15 protein-coding genes are annotated in these 19,763 nt (G+C 46.5%); 2 read left to right on the top strand and 13 right to left on the bottom strand.

From position 1 onward, the window contains the following. Window positions 1-59: 59 nt before the first annotated feature. From mgrA to NST58_RS09075, 4 genes are all read right to left on the bottom strand, one after another. Complete coding sequence (mgrA, locus tag NST58_RS09090; RefSeq protein ID WP_076126356.1) at window positions 60-1,058, bottom strand: L-glyceraldehyde 3-phosphate reductase; 999 nt, start codon at window positions 1,056-1,058, stop codon at window positions 60-62. A 107-nt stretch (window positions 1,059-1,165) separates the two neighbouring features. Beyond that, a complete protein-coding gene (locus tag NST58_RS09085; RefSeq protein WP_076192851.1) occupies window positions 1,166-1,906 on the bottom strand; it encodes an NAD-dependent protein deacylase in 741 nt (246 codons plus the stop codon). Between the two features lie 34 nt (window positions 1,907-1,940). After that, window positions 1,941-2,705 (bottom strand): HAD-IA family hydrolase, encoded by a 765-nt coding sequence (locus NST58_RS09080; protein ID WP_339247417.1) that lies wholly within the window; start codon window positions 2,703-2,705, stop codon window positions 1,941-1,943. A gap of 34 nt (window positions 2,706-2,739) precedes the next feature. After that, window positions 2,740-3,483, bottom strand: a complete 744-nt coding sequence (locus NST58_RS09075) for an alpha/beta hydrolase (RefSeq protein ID WP_076126350.1) — start codon at window positions 3,481-3,483, stop codon at window positions 2,740-2,742. A gap of 193 nt (window positions 3,484-3,676) precedes the next feature. Here NST58_RS09075 and NST58_RS09070 point away from each other — a divergent pair, with 193 nt between their 5' ends. Further along, entirely contained in the window at window positions 3,677-4,717 is a 1,041-nt protein-coding gene (locus tag NST58_RS09070) for a fucose 4-O-acetylase (RefSeq protein WP_076141373.1), read from the top strand. An 89-nt stretch (window positions 4,718-4,806) separates the two neighbouring features. Here NST58_RS09070 and NST58_RS09065 read toward each other — a convergent pair whose 3' ends face one another. The 8 genes from NST58_RS09065 to NST58_RS09030 form a co-directional block, all read right to left on the bottom strand. Further along, window positions 4,807-5,754 carry an ArsR family transcriptional regulator gene (locus NST58_RS09065; protein ID WP_076126345.1) on the bottom strand — a complete coding sequence of 316 codons (948 nt, stop codon included), beginning with the start codon at window positions 5,752-5,754 and terminating at the stop codon, window positions 4,807-4,809. 145 nt (window positions 5,755-5,899) lie between these two features. Then, complete coding sequence (locus tag NST58_RS09060) at window positions 5,900-7,294, bottom strand: family 43 glycosylhydrolase (protein ID WP_339247413.1); 1,395 nt, start codon at window positions 7,292-7,294, stop codon at window positions 5,900-5,902. Between the two features lie 42 nt (window positions 7,295-7,336). Continuing rightward, window positions 7,337-9,085 (bottom strand): sugar-binding domain-containing protein, encoded by a 1,749-nt coding sequence (locus tag NST58_RS09055; protein WP_076308700.1) that lies wholly within the window; start codon window positions 9,083-9,085, stop codon window positions 7,337-7,339. Between the two features lie 27 nt (window positions 9,086-9,112). Continuing rightward, window positions 9,113-10,894: a sugar-binding domain-containing protein gene (locus NST58_RS09050; RefSeq protein ID WP_339247411.1), complete on the bottom strand. Its 1,782-nt coding sequence runs from the start codon at window positions 10,892-10,894 to the stop codon at window positions 9,113-9,115. Between the two features lie 58 nt (window positions 10,895-10,952). Continuing rightward, a complete protein-coding gene (locus NST58_RS09045; protein WP_076126337.1) occupies window positions 10,953-11,888 on the bottom strand; it encodes a carbohydrate ABC transporter permease in 936 nt (311 codons plus the stop codon). Window positions 11,889-11,903: 15 nt separating this feature from the next. Beyond that, complete coding sequence (locus NST58_RS09040) at window positions 11,904-12,875, bottom strand: ABC transporter permease subunit (RefSeq protein ID WP_036680973.1); 972 nt, start codon at window positions 12,873-12,875, stop codon at window positions 11,904-11,906. A gap of 11 nt (window positions 12,876-12,886) precedes the next feature. Next, the gene (locus tag NST58_RS09035) at window positions 12,887-14,632 is read right to left on the bottom strand and encodes an extracellular solute-binding protein (RefSeq protein WP_076126335.1); all 1,746 of its coding nucleotides are present in this window, start codon (window positions 14,630-14,632) and stop codon (window positions 12,887-12,889) included. A 405-nt stretch (window positions 14,633-15,037) separates the two neighbouring features. Continuing rightward, the gene (locus NST58_RS09030) at window positions 15,038-15,991 is read right to left on the bottom strand and encodes a glycoside hydrolase family 43 protein (RefSeq protein ID WP_339247408.1); all 954 of its coding nucleotides are present in this window, start codon (window positions 15,989-15,991) and stop codon (window positions 15,038-15,040) included. A gap of 493 nt (window positions 15,992-16,484) precedes the next feature. On the opposite strand from NST58_RS09030, the gene ilvD reads away from it, so the two are divergent. Continuing rightward, window positions 16,485-18,170, top strand: coding sequence for a dihydroxy-acid dehydratase (gene ilvD / locus NST58_RS09025; RefSeq protein WP_339247407.1), 1,686 nt, complete (start codon window positions 16,485-16,487; stop codon window positions 18,168-18,170). A 177-nt stretch (window positions 18,171-18,347) separates the two neighbouring features. On the opposite strand, the gene NST58_RS09020 is transcribed toward ilvD, so the two are convergent. Then, entirely contained in the window at window positions 18,348-19,748 is a 1,401-nt protein-coding gene (locus tag NST58_RS09020; protein WP_076192865.1) for a polysaccharide deacetylase family protein, read from the bottom strand. Between the last annotated feature and the right edge of the window lie 15 nt (window positions 19,749-19,763).

The following is a 19,763-nucleotide window of genomic DNA, read 5'->3' as shown; positions in this document are numbered from 1 at the left end:
TACAACAACAGCCCGCCTTCCTTAACGTAAGGAACCGGGCTGTTACTGTGTTCAATATGCTATAGTTCTGTCTTTAGAATCGTTTCAATCCGCTCTAACTCCTCCGGACTGAAATCAGGATTAGCTAAAGCAGCTATATTCTCTTCAATCTGATCCACTCTGCTTGCTCCAATTAAGGCAGAAGTAACCTTGCCACCCCGGAGTGTCCAAGCCAGTGCAAACTGAGCCAGACTCTGTCCTCGCGAAACCGCAAGCTGATTAAGTGCGCGAATCCTCCGCTGCACCTCCGGTGTAATCCGGCTCTCATTCAAGGCGGCAGACGGCTTGGCAGCTCTTGACCCTTCTGGAATACCATTCAAATATTTGTTGGTTAACAAGCCTTCAGCCAAGGGTGTAAAAGCGATGCTTCCTACACCACTATGTTCCAGTACATCCTGTAAGCCACCCTCAATCCAACGATCGAGCATAGAATAACTAGGCTGATGGATTAAGAGCGGTGTGCCCAGGCTTTTTAGAATACTGAGGGCTTCAGCCGTCTGCTCCGCATTATAGTTGGATAGTCCTATATATAAAGCTTTGCCAGAACGTACCGCATAATCCAGCGCCTGCATGGTTTCTTCAAGCGGTGTTTCCGGGTCTGGACGATGAGAGTAATAAATATCAACATAATCTAGGCCTAGCCGCTTCAGGCTCTGATCCAGACTAGCCAGCATATATTTACGTGAACCCCATTCCCCATAAGGGCCGGGCCACATGTTATACCCTGCTTTTGTAGAAATCACTATTTCATCACGATAAGGATACATATCATTGGCAAGAACTTTACCGAACAGCTCTTCTGCTGAACCAGCTGGTGGACCATAGTTGTTGGCCAGATCAAAATGGGTAATTCCAAGATCAAAAGCACGAGTGATCATTTCTCTGCCGTTTTCGTAATTATCGATCCCACCAAAATTCTGCCATAATCCTAATGAGATTGCTGGGAGCTTGAGACCTGAGTTCCCGCAACGATTATAACGCATGTTGTCATACCGTTTATCGTCTGCTACATATACCATTGCTTATCCCTGCCTCTCATTACACGCTGTTGTGAGCCTACCTTATCTTTAAACTTCTGAGCGTAATAATAATCTGGCAAGAGAAACCAAAGGACAGCTTTTTCCTTCTAGCTTAATAGATCCTTGACACTGCCCATTACTTTTCCAATTCGATCTGTAATCAGCAGATCCGCCTGATCATCATAAGGTGTGGGATCTCCGTTCAGCAGCACCGTACGTTTGCCCCGGAAATAAGTCACCAGACTGGCCGCAGGTTGAACCGTTAGCGAGGTTCCACCAATAATAAGCATATCTGCAGAGGCAATCGCTGCTACAGAGCCCATAAGCACGGAGTGATCCAATTCTTCTTCATATAAAACCACATCCGGCTTGATAATTCCGCCACATTCCGGGCAGTGAGGAACGATCTCAGTCATTTCCAGCAGTTGATCCAGCCCGTAATACCGTGAGCAGTCCATACAATAGTTGCGATGGATCGAACCATGCAGCTCAAGGACACTACGGCTACCCGCCTGCTGGTGCAGGCCGTCAATATTTTGCGTAATCACCGCTTTCAGCTTCCCCTGCTGTTCCAACTCCGCTAGTAGCTGATGCGCACCATTCGGACGGGCCTCTGGATGAATCATTTTACTGCGGTAAAAATCAAAAAAAATGTCCGGTGAGGACATAAAAAAAGTGCGGCTCAGCATCACTTCAGGTGGATAAGGTGAATTGTGCTGAGTTTGATATAATCCAGCTGCGGAGCGGAAATCAGGAATTCCACTCTCTGTAGACGTACCCGCCCCTCCGAAAAAAACGATATTGTCACTTTCTTTGATCCAAGAAGCAAGTGTCTGCAATTGATCCATGCTAAGTAGCACATCCTTTCCTTTTATTAGCTGATCAGTAAGTGATCCGAAGCTCATTGAAACCGGAAATGATTACATCTGCATCTATAAGGTGCTCCCCATCACCACTGGCGGAAATCCCAATTGCGAGGCGAAGTCCTGCACCTTTACCTAATTGCATATCGGCATTACTGTCCCCAATAATAATCGTCTCTTCAGGCGAAAGCCCTAACTCCCGGCAGGCCAATTCAGCCATTTCAGGAGCTGGTTTTCCGTTTTTTACTCTGTCCCTAGTAACTACCGAATCAAAATAGCCTGCCACATTAAGCCATTCCAAATGCTCTCCGGTGGTCTTTGCCCCGTCGGAGGTAACCACGCCAAGCTTAAGCGATGCCGCAGAGCATTGCTCCAAAAAAGAATGAAGTCCCGCTAAAGGCTGTGCCATACGGCGTCGGCGTAATTCATACATCGCGTTTTTAGTTATGCTTTTCACACGGGTCAGCGCTTCATTCCAAGGAACTCCTGCTGCATATAGCTGCCATGCGAGTACACCGTAACTTTCTTCTTCTGTAGCCATGGTAAGCGGCCCCGCCGGGTCGTACCCTATTAACTTCCCTTGCGGATCATGTTGCGTACCCAGCACCTTGCTGCGCTCTACAATAAATCCCGCTCCCATGATCGCGAGTTGATCTTCCAGTCCACGCAGCACAAGCTCCGCCCAATTCCCCCAGTTGGCTAATAGATCGAGTAACGTCCCGTCTTTATCAAACAATATTCCGGAGCAGGGAACGCATTCATCGTTAATGTGTAATATGGGCATGAATTGTTTCCTCCCTCTGTTGAATGACCCGTAACTACCTCAGATTTCCCAGCCAATCCAACAGGGCACTTACTGTGCGACTCTGCTGCTCTTCCTCGGATATTGTGGCTTCGCCGTCCCCCTTCTGAGGCCCGTAGCTGCCAAATTGCGCATGATTCCCACCTATAATTGAACTATAAACTGTATTATCTGGCAGATAGGAGCGCCCTTTGTTGTAGCTATCTCTGTCAATCACTTGATCCTCAGTACCCACAACCGACAACACTGACAAAGTAGTCTCTCGTAGACTGCCCTTTTCATCTGGATAAGAGGCTAAGAAAAATACACCTTCCAGTTGGTCCGTATGCTCAATTGCGTAACGTGAGGCCATGACACCCCCAAGTGAATGTCCACCCAGCACAAAAGATTGCTTCGGATGCACACGAATAATCTCTTCTGCAGCATCCCCCTTCGTTACGGCTAAATTAAACGGCATTTTGGCGATGTAGAAGGGATGCCCTGCAGCAGCGACGCTCTTCGCAAGAGGGGAATAGGCTTCCGGTTTAACCAAAGCCCCGGGATAAAAAATAATCGAGGCGCCTTTAGTAATGGAAGGTTCGAACGAGATCCAATTATCATTCTGTTCGACGGTAACTCCGCCACTTGAAATCAGTGCAGTTTCGGCTTCTTGAGCCGGTGCATATGGCGTTAAATACTTCCATATCAGCAACCCGGCTACCACTAAAATAATCAATACAAAAATAGCGACGCGACGCTTAGTTATTCTTCTCTTCAACATGTTCCACTCCCAGATGTTAATGCATATAAAAATTATAGTGGAATCCCTCTATTCTAACAACCTTCAACACATCGCCACATTTCGCACACATGATAACGCTTTCTATTGTGACTTAATTCACAATTAAATCAAAGAAAATCTAGTATTTTAAAATTAAATTAATTTGCATACAGCATAATTTGGAGGCTAAATCATGGTAGGGGAAAACTCGCTGGAAACGCGCGGAGAAACCTTTTTTCTCAACCTGCGTTTTATGCTTATTATCACTGTTTTTGCCGGTAATGCAATTGAACCTCTGATTAACAAAATGAGCGGAATACACGGATTATATATGTGGATTTTCAGCTTTCACATGCCGCTGTTCGTACTGGTGACCGGCTATTTCGCCAGAAAAAGCCTTGCCGGAACTACCGGCCGCAAAATGCTGCTGCAAATTGGATTGCAATACCTCATTTTTCAAAGCTTATATTCCGCACTCGACGTTTCCCTCTTTCATGTAAGCAACATCCAGCATTCCATTTTCGCACCCTATCTGCTCCTATGGTTTCTGGCCAGTCATGCCTGCTGGCGCCTCCTGATGCTCGGTATGAGCAGATGGTCCATAACCGCTAAGCTCCTCTTCGCTGTAACAGCGGGGGTGGCTGTCGGATATCTCCAGCTGGACGGTGTATGGTTTAGCATCAGCCGTACCTTTGTATATTTGCCTTTTTTCATTATCGGCTATCATTTCTCCTTCGAAACCTTCGTCAAGCTCTATCAGAAATATATCAAAATCTTTGCAGCAGCCGCCTCCATTCTACTCCTTGCCATCATGGCCGCATGGGGGGTAGGATTTCCCTTTGGCTGGTTATATGGCAGCATGACCTATATGCAGCTTGATGCCAATGTATGGTATGCAGGCGTATACCGTCTGGGACTGTACGGACTACAAATTGTCGCTTCACTCGCTTTCCTCGGCCTCGTACCTTACGGAGCGAGCCGCATGACCGACTGGGGGCGCCGCACGTTGTATGTTTTCCTGCTTCATGGTTTTATCGTTCGTCTGGCTGCCGTTTCCGGGATTTACACCTATATTGGCAATGCTGCTGGGGCAGTAGTCCTGCTGCTCACCGCCGTATTATTCACCGTATTGCTGGCTCAGCCGTCCGTTAAACGGCTCTTTCACCCGCTGGTTGAGCCGTCCGTTGACTGGATGATCACCCTTCAGCGTGCCGCCCTACGGCGCACACTCTAGCTTTACATCCAGAACAAACAAAGCAAGGCGGTTCCTTGGATACGAAGATTCGTTTCCGAGGAACCGCCTTGCTTTGTTCATCTCCTAAGCTAAAGTTCTACTTCATCCTGATCCATGGTATATTTTACCTTCATCATAATATGTTGTTCATAATCGCCAAACTGGCGCCCGAACAGGTTAAGTCCGCCTTGATGAACTGCATCAGGGTTGATTCCAATGCGCAGCCGCAATTTAGGGCTCCGGTTAATCAGAAGATCATTTAAGGAAACATTCGACACCTTCTCCATATCAAGTGTCGTCTTTTCATGGTCAACACGCCAGGTCTTGAGAAACCCGTATTGTGTAGATCCATCCCACCACCAGTTCGGATTCAGCTTGCCCCGCCGGTCACCGAAATCACCGGGACTGGTCCACATGCCGATCTCCGATCCATTCACCCATACAGAGATGTTCGAAGGCCAGTTCTGGTCATAATTCGGAGCTTCCGAACAGATCTCCATGGATAATTCCAGCGATTCAATTTGTGCTCCGGAGGGGATATCCATAGGCAGCAAATATTCCAGAAATCCTTTGCGGAGCCAGATCAGCTGGGCGTTGACATGTTTAGGGTGATAAAAGCTCGACGGTTCATCTTCTTTGATAATAAGACCCTCGCTATTAGCCATTCCGCAAGTAGGAGATACCTCACAGTCGCTATAATGGCCGATCGGCATCTCTACTTCATAGACATGAGTTAATCCCTTTGACATCGGTTCTTTCAAATTCAAGGCAATATGAAGATCATCATAATTCCGGCTGCAAACTTTCATTGCCCCGCGTGAAGCCGGAAGCAATTCTGTATGAATTAACTCTGCTGCTTCTAATACTTTAATATTGCTTGCTACCGTCGACACTGGAAGCTTCAGCCTCTCAGCGATTTCAATAATATTTAAGTTTTTGGAGTTTAAGAGCCGAAGAATATCAACCCTAGAACGAGTTGATAAAGCATGCGTTACTGTGACTAATTTTTCCGGGTCGTTTAAGCTAAGTTCCAGCACAAATCAGCTCTCCTTGTATCCTAATAATTATCCTAATCTTACTTCTTAATGAGATGAAAAACAATTACACCTACAAGCCCTTTCACCTAGAAATGACCTCCGGAAAACCGGAAGCCATTTCATATGTCTCTTAGGATTGTTCGATTCACAATGGCTTAATATCAATGAAATCAATTTCTCCGTAACCTTCGCCTTTGGTAAAACGAAGCTTGTTCATGCCTGCCTTCAGTTGAACCCGGGCTGTGGACAGCCCCCAATTCTCCCACCCTTTATTGGTGATATAGAATGGGCTGGAAGGTCCTGCATTGACACTAAGCTGAAAATTCGACCAATTCCCGCCAGCCGTTCCATTCGCCGTTCGAGCCAAAAGAATATACTCGCCTGCGGCTGCCGCATCAACCGAAAATTCCACGTAACTGTCCGGCGTATCAATATGACCCGCCTTAAGCCCACCCGAGCCCTTGGGACTCGAAGAGGCATAGGCATCGCCGCCAAATGTCCCTTTTTCCGCTTCGTAGCGGGTATGCATGGTTTCACCTGAAGGCAAAGTTATCGGAAGATTAGGGTCAACGGGAATACCCAGATTAGGTGTATGATCAGCATTCCAGCTGAATTTCTGCATCCGCACCTCGCGGTTCCAGCCAGCGTTATTGTATTTGGCGACATGGTACATGATCCAATCCTCTTGGCCGTCAGGAGACTTTGTAAACGAATGGTGTCCAGGTCCATAAAGTCCATTGCCTGAGGAAAAGATAGGCTGATTGCGTTTATTCCATGATGCCGGATTCAACAGATCACTGGAGATGTCTGCGGTGATCAGTCCCAGACAATAATCATTAGTCCAGCTTCCGCTTGCCGAGTAGACCAAACTAATGACTTCTCCATTTATAATCACCTGTGGTCCTTCATTCACATTTGGGGAATGATTCGTTTCCCAGCTATACGTTGGTCTTGAAATCTCTACGCGTTCGGAATCAATGGTCCAGGGATTACTCATATGCGCGATATAGAGATTCTGCCGCACATTAACATTCCCCTCCCAGCCGGACCAGATAAAATACAGCTCGCCGTTCACTTGCAGCACAGTACCGTCTATAGCCCACTTATTGCTTGAATCTGTGATCTGGCCTTTGTACTGCCAAGTTCCCTGCATCGGGTCTGCCGCTGTGTTCTCCATTACATGCATGCGGTGGTTTACGTTATCTCCGTCGTCCATCGCATAGTAGATATACCAAGCTCCGTTTATATAATGTAGCTCAGGCGCCCAGATGCCGCTACCGCCCGTGTTGACAACTTTAGTAGGCGCTGCATCAATAGTGGTCAACTGGGCTGACTTCCAGAGGGTAACATTGCCACCTGTTGTTTTGGTGAAATAATAGAAGCCATCTGTATGTTTATACACCCATGGGTCCGCCCCGTCCTGCATAACCACATTGTAAAAGTCATTATGATCAGAGACAGCTAGGGTCACCTTCCCCATTGGAAGAATAAGAAGAACACTTAAGGCGACCAGACATTTTTGCCGGAAATTCACTTTCATAATCTATCACATTCCTTTCGAATGAATAGTTACGTAGCGCCTCTAATCTTCAATTGCAGCCTTACGCGCATTGATGCCGCGGATTCGCTCGGGGTCGAACTTCGGCTGTCTGTCATAAGTGTACAGTCCATTGACTTCCTGCTCCACATCGTACAGCTGGGTATAGCAGAATCCAAACATCAGCGGATGATCCAATAGAACATTCGTCAACCCCTCGTAGCGTTCGATAAACATTTGCTCTGAGGTCGGTCTGTCCCCATACCCCCATGATTTTTCATCTTTCTGCTGCGGGTTCCACCAAATTCCGCCATACTCGCTGATGAAGTAAGGTTGACCTTCATATGTTTGGCGATCCGGGAAGGTATTGAATACTTCTCCGCCACTTTTCATCGGTTCATATCTGTCCCGGAACGTCTGCGGATTCTGGTCATAGTCATGAAGATCGAAGATATCTGTAGCCACATGGAAGTTGCCGCTTGTATCAATTACTGGACGTGTTGGATCCATACGTTTTGTTACGTCGTAAACAATCTGGAGCACGGGGTTATGCTGTTTCGCACCGTCCCGGTCCCAGGTCTCATTAAAAGGGCACCAGCCGATCAGCGCGGGATGATTGAAATCACGCTGCATACCTTCGAGCCATTCCGGTAGGAAGTGAGTCAGGCTATCCGCTCCAGTAATATTCAGCCCCCAATTGGCATGCTCTCCCCAGACAAGATAACCTAATTGGTCAGCCCAATAAAGATAACGCGGTTCAAAGATCTTCTCGTGAAGCCTCGCGCCATTGAAGCCAAGCCCTATTGAGATTTCGATGTCTCTGCGCAGATCTTCATCAGTAGGAGCGGTATAGATTCCCTCCGGATAAAAACCTTGATCCAGAACTAACCGCTGAAATACGGATTTCCCATTGATCCGGAATGCCATCCCATCCAGTCGTACCGTGCGGAGTCCAAAATAAGAATGGACCACGTCACTCTCCCGTCCCTGACTATGCAAGGACAACTTCAGGTCATACAATCTGGCGTTTCCAACTTCCCACAAGTGAATCTCTGATAGTGGAATCGTAAGTTTTATAGAGGGTCCGGAAACGATCACACTGCTGTCCCCAACGGGTTTGCCGCCATAAAGAGCAGTGGCCCTAAGCGTGTCCCCCGCTGCGTTCCCTTGTACCTTCATTTCGAGGTGCACACAGCCATTGTCGGGATCAGCGACAACTTTCAGATTAGACAGATAGGTTTCAGGGACTTGCTCAAGCCATACCGTCTGCCAGATTCCTGTAGTGCGTGTATAATCACAGCCGTGCGAATGGAACTGTTCACTCTGCTTGCCCCGTGGCTGTCGTCCCGATCGAACGTCGTCTTCAGCATAGACAGTAATCACATTACTGCCCGCTAAAAGATTAGAAGTAATATCAAAGCTAAACGGAGTATATCCTCCGCGGTGCGTACCTACGGATACGCCGTTCACCCAGACCTCCGCCATATAATCAACGGCGCCAAAATGAAGGATAACTCTGCCATTTGTCCAGCTCTCCGGCACGGTAAACTCCCTTTTATACCATACAGCAGCCATAAAATCTTTATATTCTACACCGGACAGCTTGCTTTCCGGACAGAAGGGCACAGTAATTGTCCCTGAGAGATTATGTTCGTTAACAGGGTATCCGCGTTCCTTCCCACTTTTGCCATGATCAATTTCGAATTGCCACTGGCCGTTCAGATTGATCCACTCTGGTCGAATAAAGTCAGGGCGGGGATATTCAGGACGCGGAAGCGTTGCTTGTTGTGTCATGGTGTAACTCCTTTTAGTAAATGTTATTTATTGGATATGCATCATAATGTTGCGGATCGCTTCAAGCGGAGCTTTGGGCTGTCTATCATAGGTGAGCAGTCCGTTGATTTCCTGCTCGACATCCGTCAGCTGGGTATAGCAATACCCTTGGATCACCGGGGAAGTGAACATCGGGTCAACCACAGCCTTGAGCTTCATCAGGAAATCCTCTTCATTCTCTGCCCCAGAATAACCCCAGCCCTCCCACTCACTTTTCTTGAAGGCAATTCCACCAAACTCGGATACGAGAATCGGCTGGCCTTGATACGAAGCTCCACCGACAAATATTTTGCGGTTGGCCGGCATCGCATTTACAGAAGATTCTGCCGTGGCATATCTCTCCTCCAGCACTGCCTGATGGCTCTCATAGTCATGAATAGTCACCAAATCTGTAGTCATATGCTCCCACCCATCGTTATACACAACAGGTCTCATCTCATCCAAGGATTTCGTTAAATGATACATAGCCAATCCGTGCTGCTGCTGACGTGTATCAATCTGGACATTGGGAACACCCCAGCTCTCATTAAGCGGAACCCAGGTCACAATACAAGGATGGTTATAGTCGCGCTCGATGATCTCCTGCCATTCCTTCGTGAAGCGGCGGACATACTCCTCGGAATATTCGTAAGCATTGGCTGCCTCACTCCATACCAGCAGGCCGAGCTTATCACACCAATACAGGAACCGGGGATCTTCTGTCTTCTGATGTTTTCTCACCCCGTTAAAGCCCATTTCTTTCGTCAGCTGGGCATCCCGTTTCAGCTCTTCGTCTGTAGGTGCGGTTAGTATCCCGTCAGGGAAGTATCCCTGATCCAGCACCAGTCTCTGGAAATATGGGCGGTTATTCAAGCATAGCTTGCCATTTTCAATCGACACCTTACGCATGCCGAAATAACTCACTGCTTCATCAATTACTTCCTCATTCCGAAGCAATTGGAATTGAATATCATACAAATTCGGATGCTCAGGGCTCCATAAACGTCCAAGACCATGATCCGCAAAATCACCCAAGCCGATAGTGCGCAGCTGCTCACCATTCATGACCATATATTGATCTTCCGCAATTACTTCACTGTCATACGATACCGTTATGCGCAGCTTGAGCGGATCAGCAGACTTAAATCCTTGCAGAAAGGTTCGAAGCCGGATTTCATTGCGGTCAATATCAGGTGTCATCATGGATTTACTCAGATGCACTGCAGACAGCGGTTCAAGCCAGACACTCTGCCAGATTCCGGTTGTGCGGGTATAAAAGATAGCAGCAGACTGCTCCAGCCAATATTGCTTGCCCCGCGGCAAGGTGACATCGCGGCTGAAATCCTCTGCGCGCAGTATGATGGTATTCCTTCCTTTGAGCAGCGAAGGAGTGATATCGACCTGAAATGGTGTATGTCCGCCTTCATGCACGGCCACCAGTTGACCATTCACCCAGACTTTTGCCAAATAATCAACGGCGCCGAAATGGAGGACAATCCGCTTCCCATTCCAATCCTCAGGAACTTCAAAAGTTCTTCTATACCACACAACATCATGAAATGAAGGATCTTCAATCCCGCTCAGCTTGCTCTGAAACGCGAAGGGCACTTGAATAACCCGTGAAAATAAACCCTTTGTGTCCGTCCGATACCATTGTTCTTCCTCACCGACATCTTCATCATCAAACGTAAAATCCCACTCTCCATTTAGGCTAAGCCAATCCTTACGGGCAAATTGGGGTCTTGGATATTCTGGACGTGGAACGGATGTGCTGCTTGCTTCTGTCAACATGGTGTACTTCACTCCTATTAAATAATTTCTATATAAGATGAACTTGTTTTTTTGCCCGCTATCCTTTAATCGAACCTACGTAAACACCTTTAACAAAATATTTTTGCAAGAAAGGATATACCATTAATATAGGAAGCGTAGAAACGACGATCGCACAATACTTAACCAGCTCGCGGAAAGCCGTCTGGCTCTGGGCACTATCGATGACTACCCCGCCTGCACTGCCGATCGAGGTTGCGGTTGCATCATTAGCTACTAATATTTCCTTCATTAATAGCTGCAGTGGGAACAGCTGTCTGTCCTTCAACAACACCATCGCATTAAACCATGAGTTCCAGTTCCCCACTAAATAGTATAAAAAGATTACGGCCAGCGTAGCTTTGGACAGCGGAAGAATCACATTCGTTAAAATATGGGCCTGACTTGCCCCGTCTATGGTAGCCGCTTCTTCCAATTCCTGCGGAATGGCTTGAAAGCTAGTTCGTAGGATAATAATGTTCCATGTGCTTAAAGCACTTGGCAAAATCATGGCCCACAAATTATTGTACAGACCAATATCCTTCATTAATAAGAACCAGGGAATCAACCCGCCGCCAAAAAACATGGTGATTGTAATCAGGATCATGATGAAGTTTTTGAAATACAATCCTCGTCTGGATAATACATAAGCTCCCAGAATGGTCATGATCATGTTGACTAATGTGCCTAATCCTACATATATAATCGTGTTTTTATAGCCGTTGATCAGACTGTTATCTTTAAATACCAGCTTATAGCCATCCAAAGTGAATCCCAGCGGTTTCAGCAAAATCCCTTTATGAGCAATCAACATGCCGGGGTCGCTGACGGAGGCAAACAGGATGTGCAGGATCGGATAAAAACACACCAAGGTTAATGCGGTCAGCAGAGTATAAAGTGTGCCGTCAAACACTCTGTCGCCGATGGATTTATGTTTTCGTCTTTTTTTCGCTTTACGCTGCAAATTATCTTTCATAGCTGTCCCTCTTTCTTACCATAAGCTGACCTCGGACCTGCGTTTGGCTATTGTATTGGTCATCCAGAGCAGCCCGAAGTTAACGATTGAGCTGACCAAGCCCACAGCCGTGGAATAACTAAGACTGGCTTCTCTTAAACCGCGACGATACACGTAAGAGGCAATAACATCCGCCGTATCATAGATCAGAGGATTGTACAGCAGGATAATCTTCTCGTACCCGGACGACATCAACCCGCCGATGGCAAAAATAAACAGAATGATGATAACTGGGCTGATCTGCGGCAGCGTAATATGCCACATTTTTTTAATCCGTCCCACTCCGTCAATTTCAGCAGCTTCATATAATGAAGTATCGATGGAACTCATCGCCGCAAGGTAGATGATGCTATCCCAGCCGATGCTCTGCCAAATGCCGGAGAAGGTATAAATCGGCCGGAAGAACGAAGAGTAGCCGAGCAGTGAAGAGTACTCTTTTCCGGTAATAAATTGCAGGATTTGCGTGATAATCCCTTCATCTGCGGCAAAGATATGAATGATCCCGCATACCACCACCAGGGAAATAAAGTGCGGCATATAGGTGATCGTTTGGACCACTTTTTTAAACTTAACCCCACGGATTTCGTTCAGCATCAAGGACAGAATAATCGGGGCTGTAAATCCAAAGGCAATCCCCCAAACATTGAGGAGAAGGGTGTTTTTAACGACCCGCCAGAAATAAGGCCCTTGGAAAAAATCAATAAAGTGCTTAAACCCTACCCACTCGCTCTGGCCAAACCCCAGCAGGGGTTTAAAATCCTTGAAGGCGATCATAACCCCCCACATCGGCCCGTAGCAGAAAATCAGGAACCACGCTACAACAGGGACAGCCAACAGATAGACAAACCAGTTCTTTTTCAAATCCTTCTTAATCACTAACTTGGTATTTTTAGGTTTGGCATCCTGAGGAATGGGCTTTATCGCTCTGTTTTTTCGTAATATTTCCATAAAACAACCACCTATCGTTTGTTATATCGATCTAAGGCTGCCTGATGGATACTCAAAAACTCTTCCAGTCCCATACTCTGAGCTTCTTTCAAAAATTTATCATAGGCATCTACCGGCAGGTCTCCCATTATGATTTTTGCAAAATACTCTCCACGCAGTGTCGACAGCTGGTTTCCAAGCTCGGCTTCCCGCGAAGCTTCATCTTTGGTAAAGGAAATAGGTGGCATAGCCATACTGGTGTCCATATTTTCTGTCCAATTCTTGCGAATGTCTCCCGAGTAACTTCCTTTGGCAGCGATCAGCGGGTTGGAATGATGCTCATCCCGGATATCCGGCCAGTTGTGCATCCGGTATTTCCATAAGGTTGTCGATACGGGCTGACCTTCAGGGTCTTTAAAGATATAACTGTTCTCTGGATAATAAGGCATTCCCGTCTCATCAATCAGGTGGACCGTGCCATATTCACCAAAGTTAATCAATTCCCAGCCCTTTTTACTGTAATTAAAATCAAGCCAAGCCATTGCCGCTTCTACATTTTTGCTTTGCGTGGTGATTGCAGCTTCGATCCCCGCTCTTTTGAAATTTTTGTACGTGGTTGCGGACTTATCTCCTTTGTTCAGAACCGGGTTCAGTGCGCCCACAAAGTCGATACCGCTCTGCTCTTTCCAATAACTCCACATCGTATCCGGAGAGTCCATCATCATCGCGGTATCTCCCGAAATGGCGCTCGCCATTCTCTGGTTAAAGTCTGCCGTTGCCCAGTCCGGGTTCAGTAATCCTTCTTTGTTCCATTGCTGCATGGTGGTCAAATATTCCTTAGCTTTCGGCTGTGCTGGCCCCCAGGCCACTTTTCCATTCTCATCAAGGAACGTCCAATCCCATACTCCATATGCGCCATTTATGATGCCGGTAAAAATCTGGCCGTAAGTAGAGCCGTAATTAAGTGGTGCTTTGTATCCGACTTCCTTTGCTTTTGTCAGGAAGGTATGCCATTCATCAATCGTATTTGGAACTTCAAGCCCTGTTTTGTCCAGCGCTTCCTGCTTAATCAATGTTCCAAACCAAGTCCACTCTGAATATGGGGCGATGCCATAGAAGCCGAGCAGCTTGCCGTCATCCGTGACCGTGGTTTTTCTTCTTGATTCATCCGAATTGCGCCACTTCGTATAGTTCGGAGCATTTTTCTCCATCAGATCTGTCAGATCGATATAAGCACCGTCATTTACGCCCGCTTCAAAACCTCCCGGATAACGTCCCGGCTCAATGATAATGTCAGGCAGTTCACCGGAGGAGATCATCAGCGTGAAGGCATCCGCTTCCTGGCCGATTGGCGGCGTGATGAAGTTTACTTTGATTCCCGTTAATTGCTCCACCTGCTTCTGGACAGCATGATTGTTCATATCCGGAATATTGGAATTCGCAGGCATCCATACATCCAGAACCACATCACCTTTAACAGGATAAGCTGAGTAATCATTTGGAATGACTTCATCGAAGACGTCGCCGAGGTATGTATCATTCAAGGAATGATTAACTTCGTCGATTTGCTCTTGCGTTGGGGCTGTATTGCCGCGTATGTCTGCGCTGATATCTGTAAACTCAACCGGGTCTTTGGCTGTGCTCTCGTTCTCTTTGTTGTTGGAGACACCCTTATCAGCCCCATTGTTTGCACTGTTGCCACTACATGCTGTTACAGTCGAAATGATCAGTATTAACACAAATAAAAGACTAAAATAACGCTTTGCATTGTTCTTCATACTTAACCTCCCACTATAAAATATTTGCCATAACGCCTTAAGCAAATCCAAAGCTTGGAACCACGCTCCTTTTTGCCCTGTAGATAACTCCCCTTGATTAATACAGTTTTTCTGTATCTCAGATCGAATTATAAGCATCCAAAATTAATATGTCAACGCTTTCATACAATAATTTTGTAATCTTATGAACTTTTCTCAAACAAATATATGGCTATACCAACTACAAACCTATTAAAAAAGCGTACTAACCATCCTGTATTTTGGCGAAAAACCCCTTATAAAACAGGCATTTTTCGTCAATTATTATCGACAGCGAATAAAAATATCTGCATTACATGAAAAGGCCATTTATTACAGTTATTCTGTAATAAATGGCCTTTTCAGTCTTGATTTCCTGTTTTATTCTTATTCTCCCGACGGTACGGTCTGAGCAAGCGTATCCCTACAAGGAACCCCAAAATCTGGTGTCCCATCCACCTTCCACCCAAATTTCTGGATACGGGTCGCGCGCAAAGAGACATCCGCTCCAGCGGAAGGAAGCGCATGATAGACTATCCAATCTTCCTTGCCATCAGGAGAATGTGTGAAGCTATTGTGCCCCGTGGCAAAAATCCCGTTCTCTACACTTTTGCAAAATACAGGCGACATTGATTTTTCCCATGACAGCGGTTGCAAAGGATCTGCCGCTTCGCTCATGGTGAGCATCCCTAGTGCATAATCCTCAGACCAAGTCGTACTTGCCGAATAAACCATGAAAATACGATTGTTTCGCTGCAAAATTACCGGACCTTCGTTAATCGCCATGCCACCTTGCTTCTCCCATGACAGAGTTGGAGCGGTAAGCAGGTGATGCTCCCCTTCCAAGGTCCAAGGATTACTCATTCGCATAATGTAAATAGCCGACCCATAATCAGGAAAATGACCATATCCCGCATACAGAAAATACAGCTGATCCCGCAAAGACATTACTGTTCCATCCAACCCTGGGACAGGTGTCTGCAAAGCCCCTCTCCATACCCACTGTCCTTCCAGCGGGTTCGCTGCTTCATTCTCCAGCACGCAAATCCGCCGTGAATCGTCGCCTCCTCCGTCATTCGCAGTGTAGTAAATGTACCATCTGTTGTCCAAATGATGAATTTCCGGCGCCCACAGATTGTAACTGCAGCTGCCCCCCGGTTCGGGAGACCAGATCACTTTCTTGTCGCCCTCCGCAAGGCCGGTCAAGGTTCTAGATCTCGTCAGCTCCAGACATTTAGCTTTTGTGGCCATAAAGTAATAATAGCCATCGGTATGTTTGAATACCCATGGGTCTCCTGAGCTTGCTACAATTGGATTTAAAAAAGTTGTACGCTGTGACATTCCCTTTCCCTCCTTAGCTTTTCATCCCCGTAAAACGATCCACCGCGGCGATAATAATAGACAAATCCCGATTTTCCAGCACCTCCCATAAAATAATAACTCCCATCATACTCAGCTCTCCTAAAGTTGTCTAGAGTGGTAAATAGATACATCCGAACCCTGTTCCATTTTCCAAATAAAGCACTTTCCTTTCGAAAATGAGCTTTTCCTCCACTTCCCACGCTTTGCGTCAATCGACAAACTTCACATTGTCCGGTAGAAAAAACGTGCTCTTTGTGATAGACTCACTAATAACAATGACTTCTCCGTTCATTTTAGGCGGTAACTGTTTATACCAAAACAGCGGCTTTTTTTATAGAAACGGCATCGCTTTTCTTATTGAGGAAGCAGGTCCCCGTTCTTTCTATAAACCGTATATACGCAGGTCTTTGGAGTTCATTGCGTTAATGCGACACTATATTTGATTGAAATTCATTTAGGGGGGAATGTCATTATGGCAGCCAAGAAAATGCGTTCAGACATGATTAAAAAAGGCTTTGACCGTGCTCCACACCGTAGTCTCCTGAGAGCAGCCGGAGTAAAAGAAGAAGATTTCGGAAAGCCGTTTATTGCGGTCTGCAATTCCTATATTGATATTGTTCCAGGGCATGTGCATTTGCAAGAGTTCGGTAAAATCGTTAAGGAAGCGATTCGCGAAGCTGGTGGCGTTCCTTTTGAATTCAATACGATCGGCGTAGATGACGGGATTGCTATGGGACATATCGGCATGCGTTATTCACTGCCAAGCCGCGAGATCATCGCTGACGCCTTGGAAACTGTAGTTTCCGCGCATTGGTTCGATGGCATGGTCTGCATCCCTAACTGTGATAAAATTACACCGGGCATGATGATGGGCGCACTGCGTGTTAACATCCCAACCATGTTCGTAAGCGGCGGCCCAATGAAAGCCGGCGTAGATAGTAAAGGTAAAAAGCTCTCTCTGACCTCGGTATTTGAAGGCGTTGGTGCTCACCAAGTCGGCAAAATCAACGATGCAGAGCTGCTTGAATTAGAACAATTTGGTTGTCCTACCTGTGGATCTTGTTCCGGAATGTTCACTGCCAACTCCATGAACTGCCTTGCAGAAGCACTTGGACTGGCATTGCCAGGTAACGGTACGATTCTGGCTGTTGCTGATGAGCGTAGAGAATTTGTTCGCAGATCCGCAACACAACTGATGGAATTGATTAAGCTGGATCTTAAACCAAGAGATATCGTAACTAAAGAATCCCTTGATAACGCATTTGCACTGGATATGGCAATGGGTGGTTCTACTAACACAGTGCTGCACACCCTTGCATTAGCTCAAGAAGCAGGTATCGATTATCCGCTTGAACGCATTAACGAAGTTGCAAACCGTGTTCCCTATCTGGCTAAGCTGGCTCCAGCTTCTGATATCTTTATCGAAGATGTGGACCGTGCGGGCGGCGTTAGTGCTGTATTGAATGAACTGCTGAAGAAACCAGGTGCTCTGTTCGGGGAATGTATGACCGTTACCGGCAAAACATTAGCTGAGAACGTAATCGGACACGAGATCCAAGATACTTCCGTAATTCATACTATCGACAACCCTTACTCCGAAAGAGGCGGTCTGGCCGTACTTTACGGAAACTTGGCTCCAGAGGGTTCTATCATCAAGGTTGGTGCAGTTGATGCTTCAGTAGGTGGATATCATAAAGGTCCTGCGATCTGCTTTGATTCCCAAGAAGCTGCACTGGAAGGTATCGCGAACGGTAAAGTTAAAGAAGGCCATGTAGTCGTTATCCGCTATGAAGGTCCTAAGGGCGGACCAGGAATGCCGGAAATGCTGGCGCCTACTTCACAAATCGTGGGTATGGGGCTAGGTGCTAAGGTCGGTCTGATTACAGACGGTCGTTTCTCGGGGGCTTCCCGCGGAATCAGTATCGGTCATATCTCTCCAGAAGCAGCTGAAGGCGGTCCGATCGCTTTTGTTGAGGATGGAGACATCATTGAGCTGGATCTCAACAACCGGAAGATTGAATTGCTGGTTGAAGAAGAAGTATTAGCAGTTCGTCGTACGGGTTGGAAAGAATTCGAACCTAAAGTTAAAACTGGTTACCTGGCTCGTTACTCCAAAATGGTAACCAATGCAAGTAACGGCGCAGTGCTGAAGATCTAATCCCTTTAGCAAAAAAGAATATTAAAACAAGCAAGAGCAGTCCCACCTTAGTATTTCTACTGGCGGGCTGCTCTTTTTTTAATTATCCCAATAAAAAAATGTTCCACAACCCATCGCTGGATTGTAGAACATCTCTTTACATGTCCACTGTAAAATATTTATCAATAAGATCATGAATCAATTGGTTACTGTCGCACCTGGCATTTCTACATCTGCAACCGAATCATTAAGTGACAACGATTCTTCCTGTTGCGATTTGCGTTTTTTTGCAGTTTTCGGATGATGAGGCAGCTGTTGATTCATCTTTTTGAGCAGCTCTGAGACAGGCATCAGGATAAGCTTCGGCACAAGGACCTCGCTCCGTTCTTTAAGCCTTGCCCCACCTGCTGGATGAATCACACTTAACAGGATCCTTAAGTAAAATTTGGAGGAACGTGCGAATAAGCCATCCGGCAAATCACGTACGGTAAAGCCGAACTTCTCCGGTCCCCGGTTAATCATACTGACTCCATAAAGCGCTTTGGCTTCCGCAAGATCCACATCTTTGGCAATGATCTCAGCAAGAATGGGCAGATCCTTTTCCATTCTGCGGATCATTCGAATCGCAAGTTGAGCGGAAGAACGTGAATGAATCCCTAATTCGAACAACTGTTTATTATCGATGTGCAGCTCAATGACTTTGTCACCTTTACGCAGCAGTTCTCCGCCCTCGAGTTCAACCGGTTCACCCTGATATTTCCGCATCCGATAATGCAGGAAAGGATCTGACGGAGTAATCGTTTGGAGATGAAAAAGAGCTTGAAATACCTGTTCCCAAGCTAACCAAAGTCCTACAAGCACCCGTTTACCAAAAGATAAGCGCCGGATAGGTGACGTCTCAGCCATCTTAATCATCTCATCAATCCGAATGCTGCGTAGTCCCCGTTTACGGGCTTCCTCCAGAGTCTGCTCAAGAGCCACAAGCATATTCCCTGGAGCATCCGCATCTGCACCCAGCGTTGTGCCACTATCATGCAACAACATCACTTCCCCGGGATTTAGACGGGCCAGCATCTTCTCAGTGAGTTTTTCGGCGCCGAGCTTCTCACGCCAATCGCCAAACATTGCCGACCAAAGCACAATTTCAACTTGGCGTCGTTTGGAAATATCAAATAAATTGACAATACCCCAAGGTGGACGGTAATACGTACTGCGTTCGCCAATAATATTATAGATAATATCATTCGTACGTTGAATCTGCCGGCGGACGGTTGCTGGCCGCATGAGCCAGTTCGTCTTGTGAACATAATTATGAATTCCGATGAGATGTCCCTCATCATGGATACGCTGAATAAGATCAGGATAACGTTCAGCATTAGAGCCGACTACAAAAAAGGTTGCTTTTGCATCATACCTCTTCAGTAATTCCAGCAGTAATGGTGTAAATCGAGGATCAGGTCCATCATCGAAGGTCAGTGCGAATTCATTTCGCCCAGTTCCTTTACGAAAGACACGGTAACCAAAAATCCGGCTGATCATACCAGGGATAAAAGCATAAAATGATGAGATGTAAAATAACCAGAGCAGCAAAGTCTGCATATTAATTCCCCGCTT

The organism is Paenibacillus sp. FSL R10-2796, from assembly GCF_037965315.1.
In the GTDB taxonomy this organism is placed as follows: Bacteria; Bacillota; Bacilli; order Paenibacillales; family Paenibacillaceae; genus Paenibacillus_AQ; species Paenibacillus_AQ odorifer.
This window is presented reverse-complemented; position numbering and strand designations above follow the sequence as displayed.

Bases quoted from the DNA above. Each gene is read 5' to 3' on its own strand.
- mgrA (WP_076126356.1), bottom strand. From the start codon at position 1,058: ATGGTATATGTAGCAGACGATAAACGGTATGACAACATGCGTTATAAT.
- NST58_RS09085 (WP_076192851.1), bottom strand. From the start codon at position 1,906: ATGGATCAATTGCAGACACTTGCTTCTTGGATCAAAGAAAGTGACAAT.
- NST58_RS09080 (WP_339247417.1), bottom strand. From the start codon at position 2,705: ATGCCCATATTACACATTAACGATGAATGCGTTCCCTGCTCCGGAATA.
- NST58_RS09075 (WP_076126350.1), bottom strand. From the start codon at position 3,483: ATGTTGAAGAGAAGAATAACTAAGCGTCGCGTCGCTATTTTTGTATTG.
- NST58_RS09070 (WP_076141373.1), top strand. From the start codon at position 3,677: ATGGTAGGGGAAAACTCGCTGGAAACGCGCGGAGAAACCTTTTTTCTC.
- NST58_RS09060 (WP_339247413.1), bottom strand. From the start codon at position 7,294: ATGAAAGTGAATTTCCGGCAAAAATGTCTGGTCGCCTTAAGTGTTCTT.
- NST58_RS09055 (WP_076308700.1), bottom strand. From the start codon at position 9,085: ATGACACAACAAGCAACGCTTCCGCGTCCTGAATATCCCCGCCCTGAC.
- NST58_RS09050 (WP_339247411.1), bottom strand. From the start codon at position 10,894: ATGTTGACAGAAGCAAGCAGCACATCCGTTCCACGTCCAGAATATCCA.
- NST58_RS09045 (WP_076126337.1), bottom strand. From the start codon at position 11,888: ATGAAAGATAATTTGCAGCGTAAAGCGAAAAAAAGACGAAAACATAAA.
- NST58_RS09040 (WP_036680973.1), bottom strand. From the start codon at position 12,875: ATGGAAATATTACGAAAAAACAGAGCGATAAAGCCCATTCCTCAGGAT.
- NST58_RS09035 (WP_076126335.1), bottom strand. From the start codon at position 14,632: ATGAAGAACAATGCAAAGCGTTATTTTAGTCTTTTATTTGTGTTAATA.
- NST58_RS09030 (WP_339247408.1), bottom strand. From the start codon at position 15,991: ATGTCACAGCGTACAACTTTTTTAAATCCAATTGTAGCAAGCTCAGGA.
- ilvD (WP_339247407.1), top strand. From the start codon at position 16,485: ATGGCAGCCAAGAAAATGCGTTCAGACATGATTAAAAAAGGCTTTGAC.
- NST58_RS09020 (WP_076192865.1), bottom strand. From the start codon at position 19,748: ATGCAGACTTTGCTGCTCTGGTTATTTTACATCTCATCATTTTATGCT.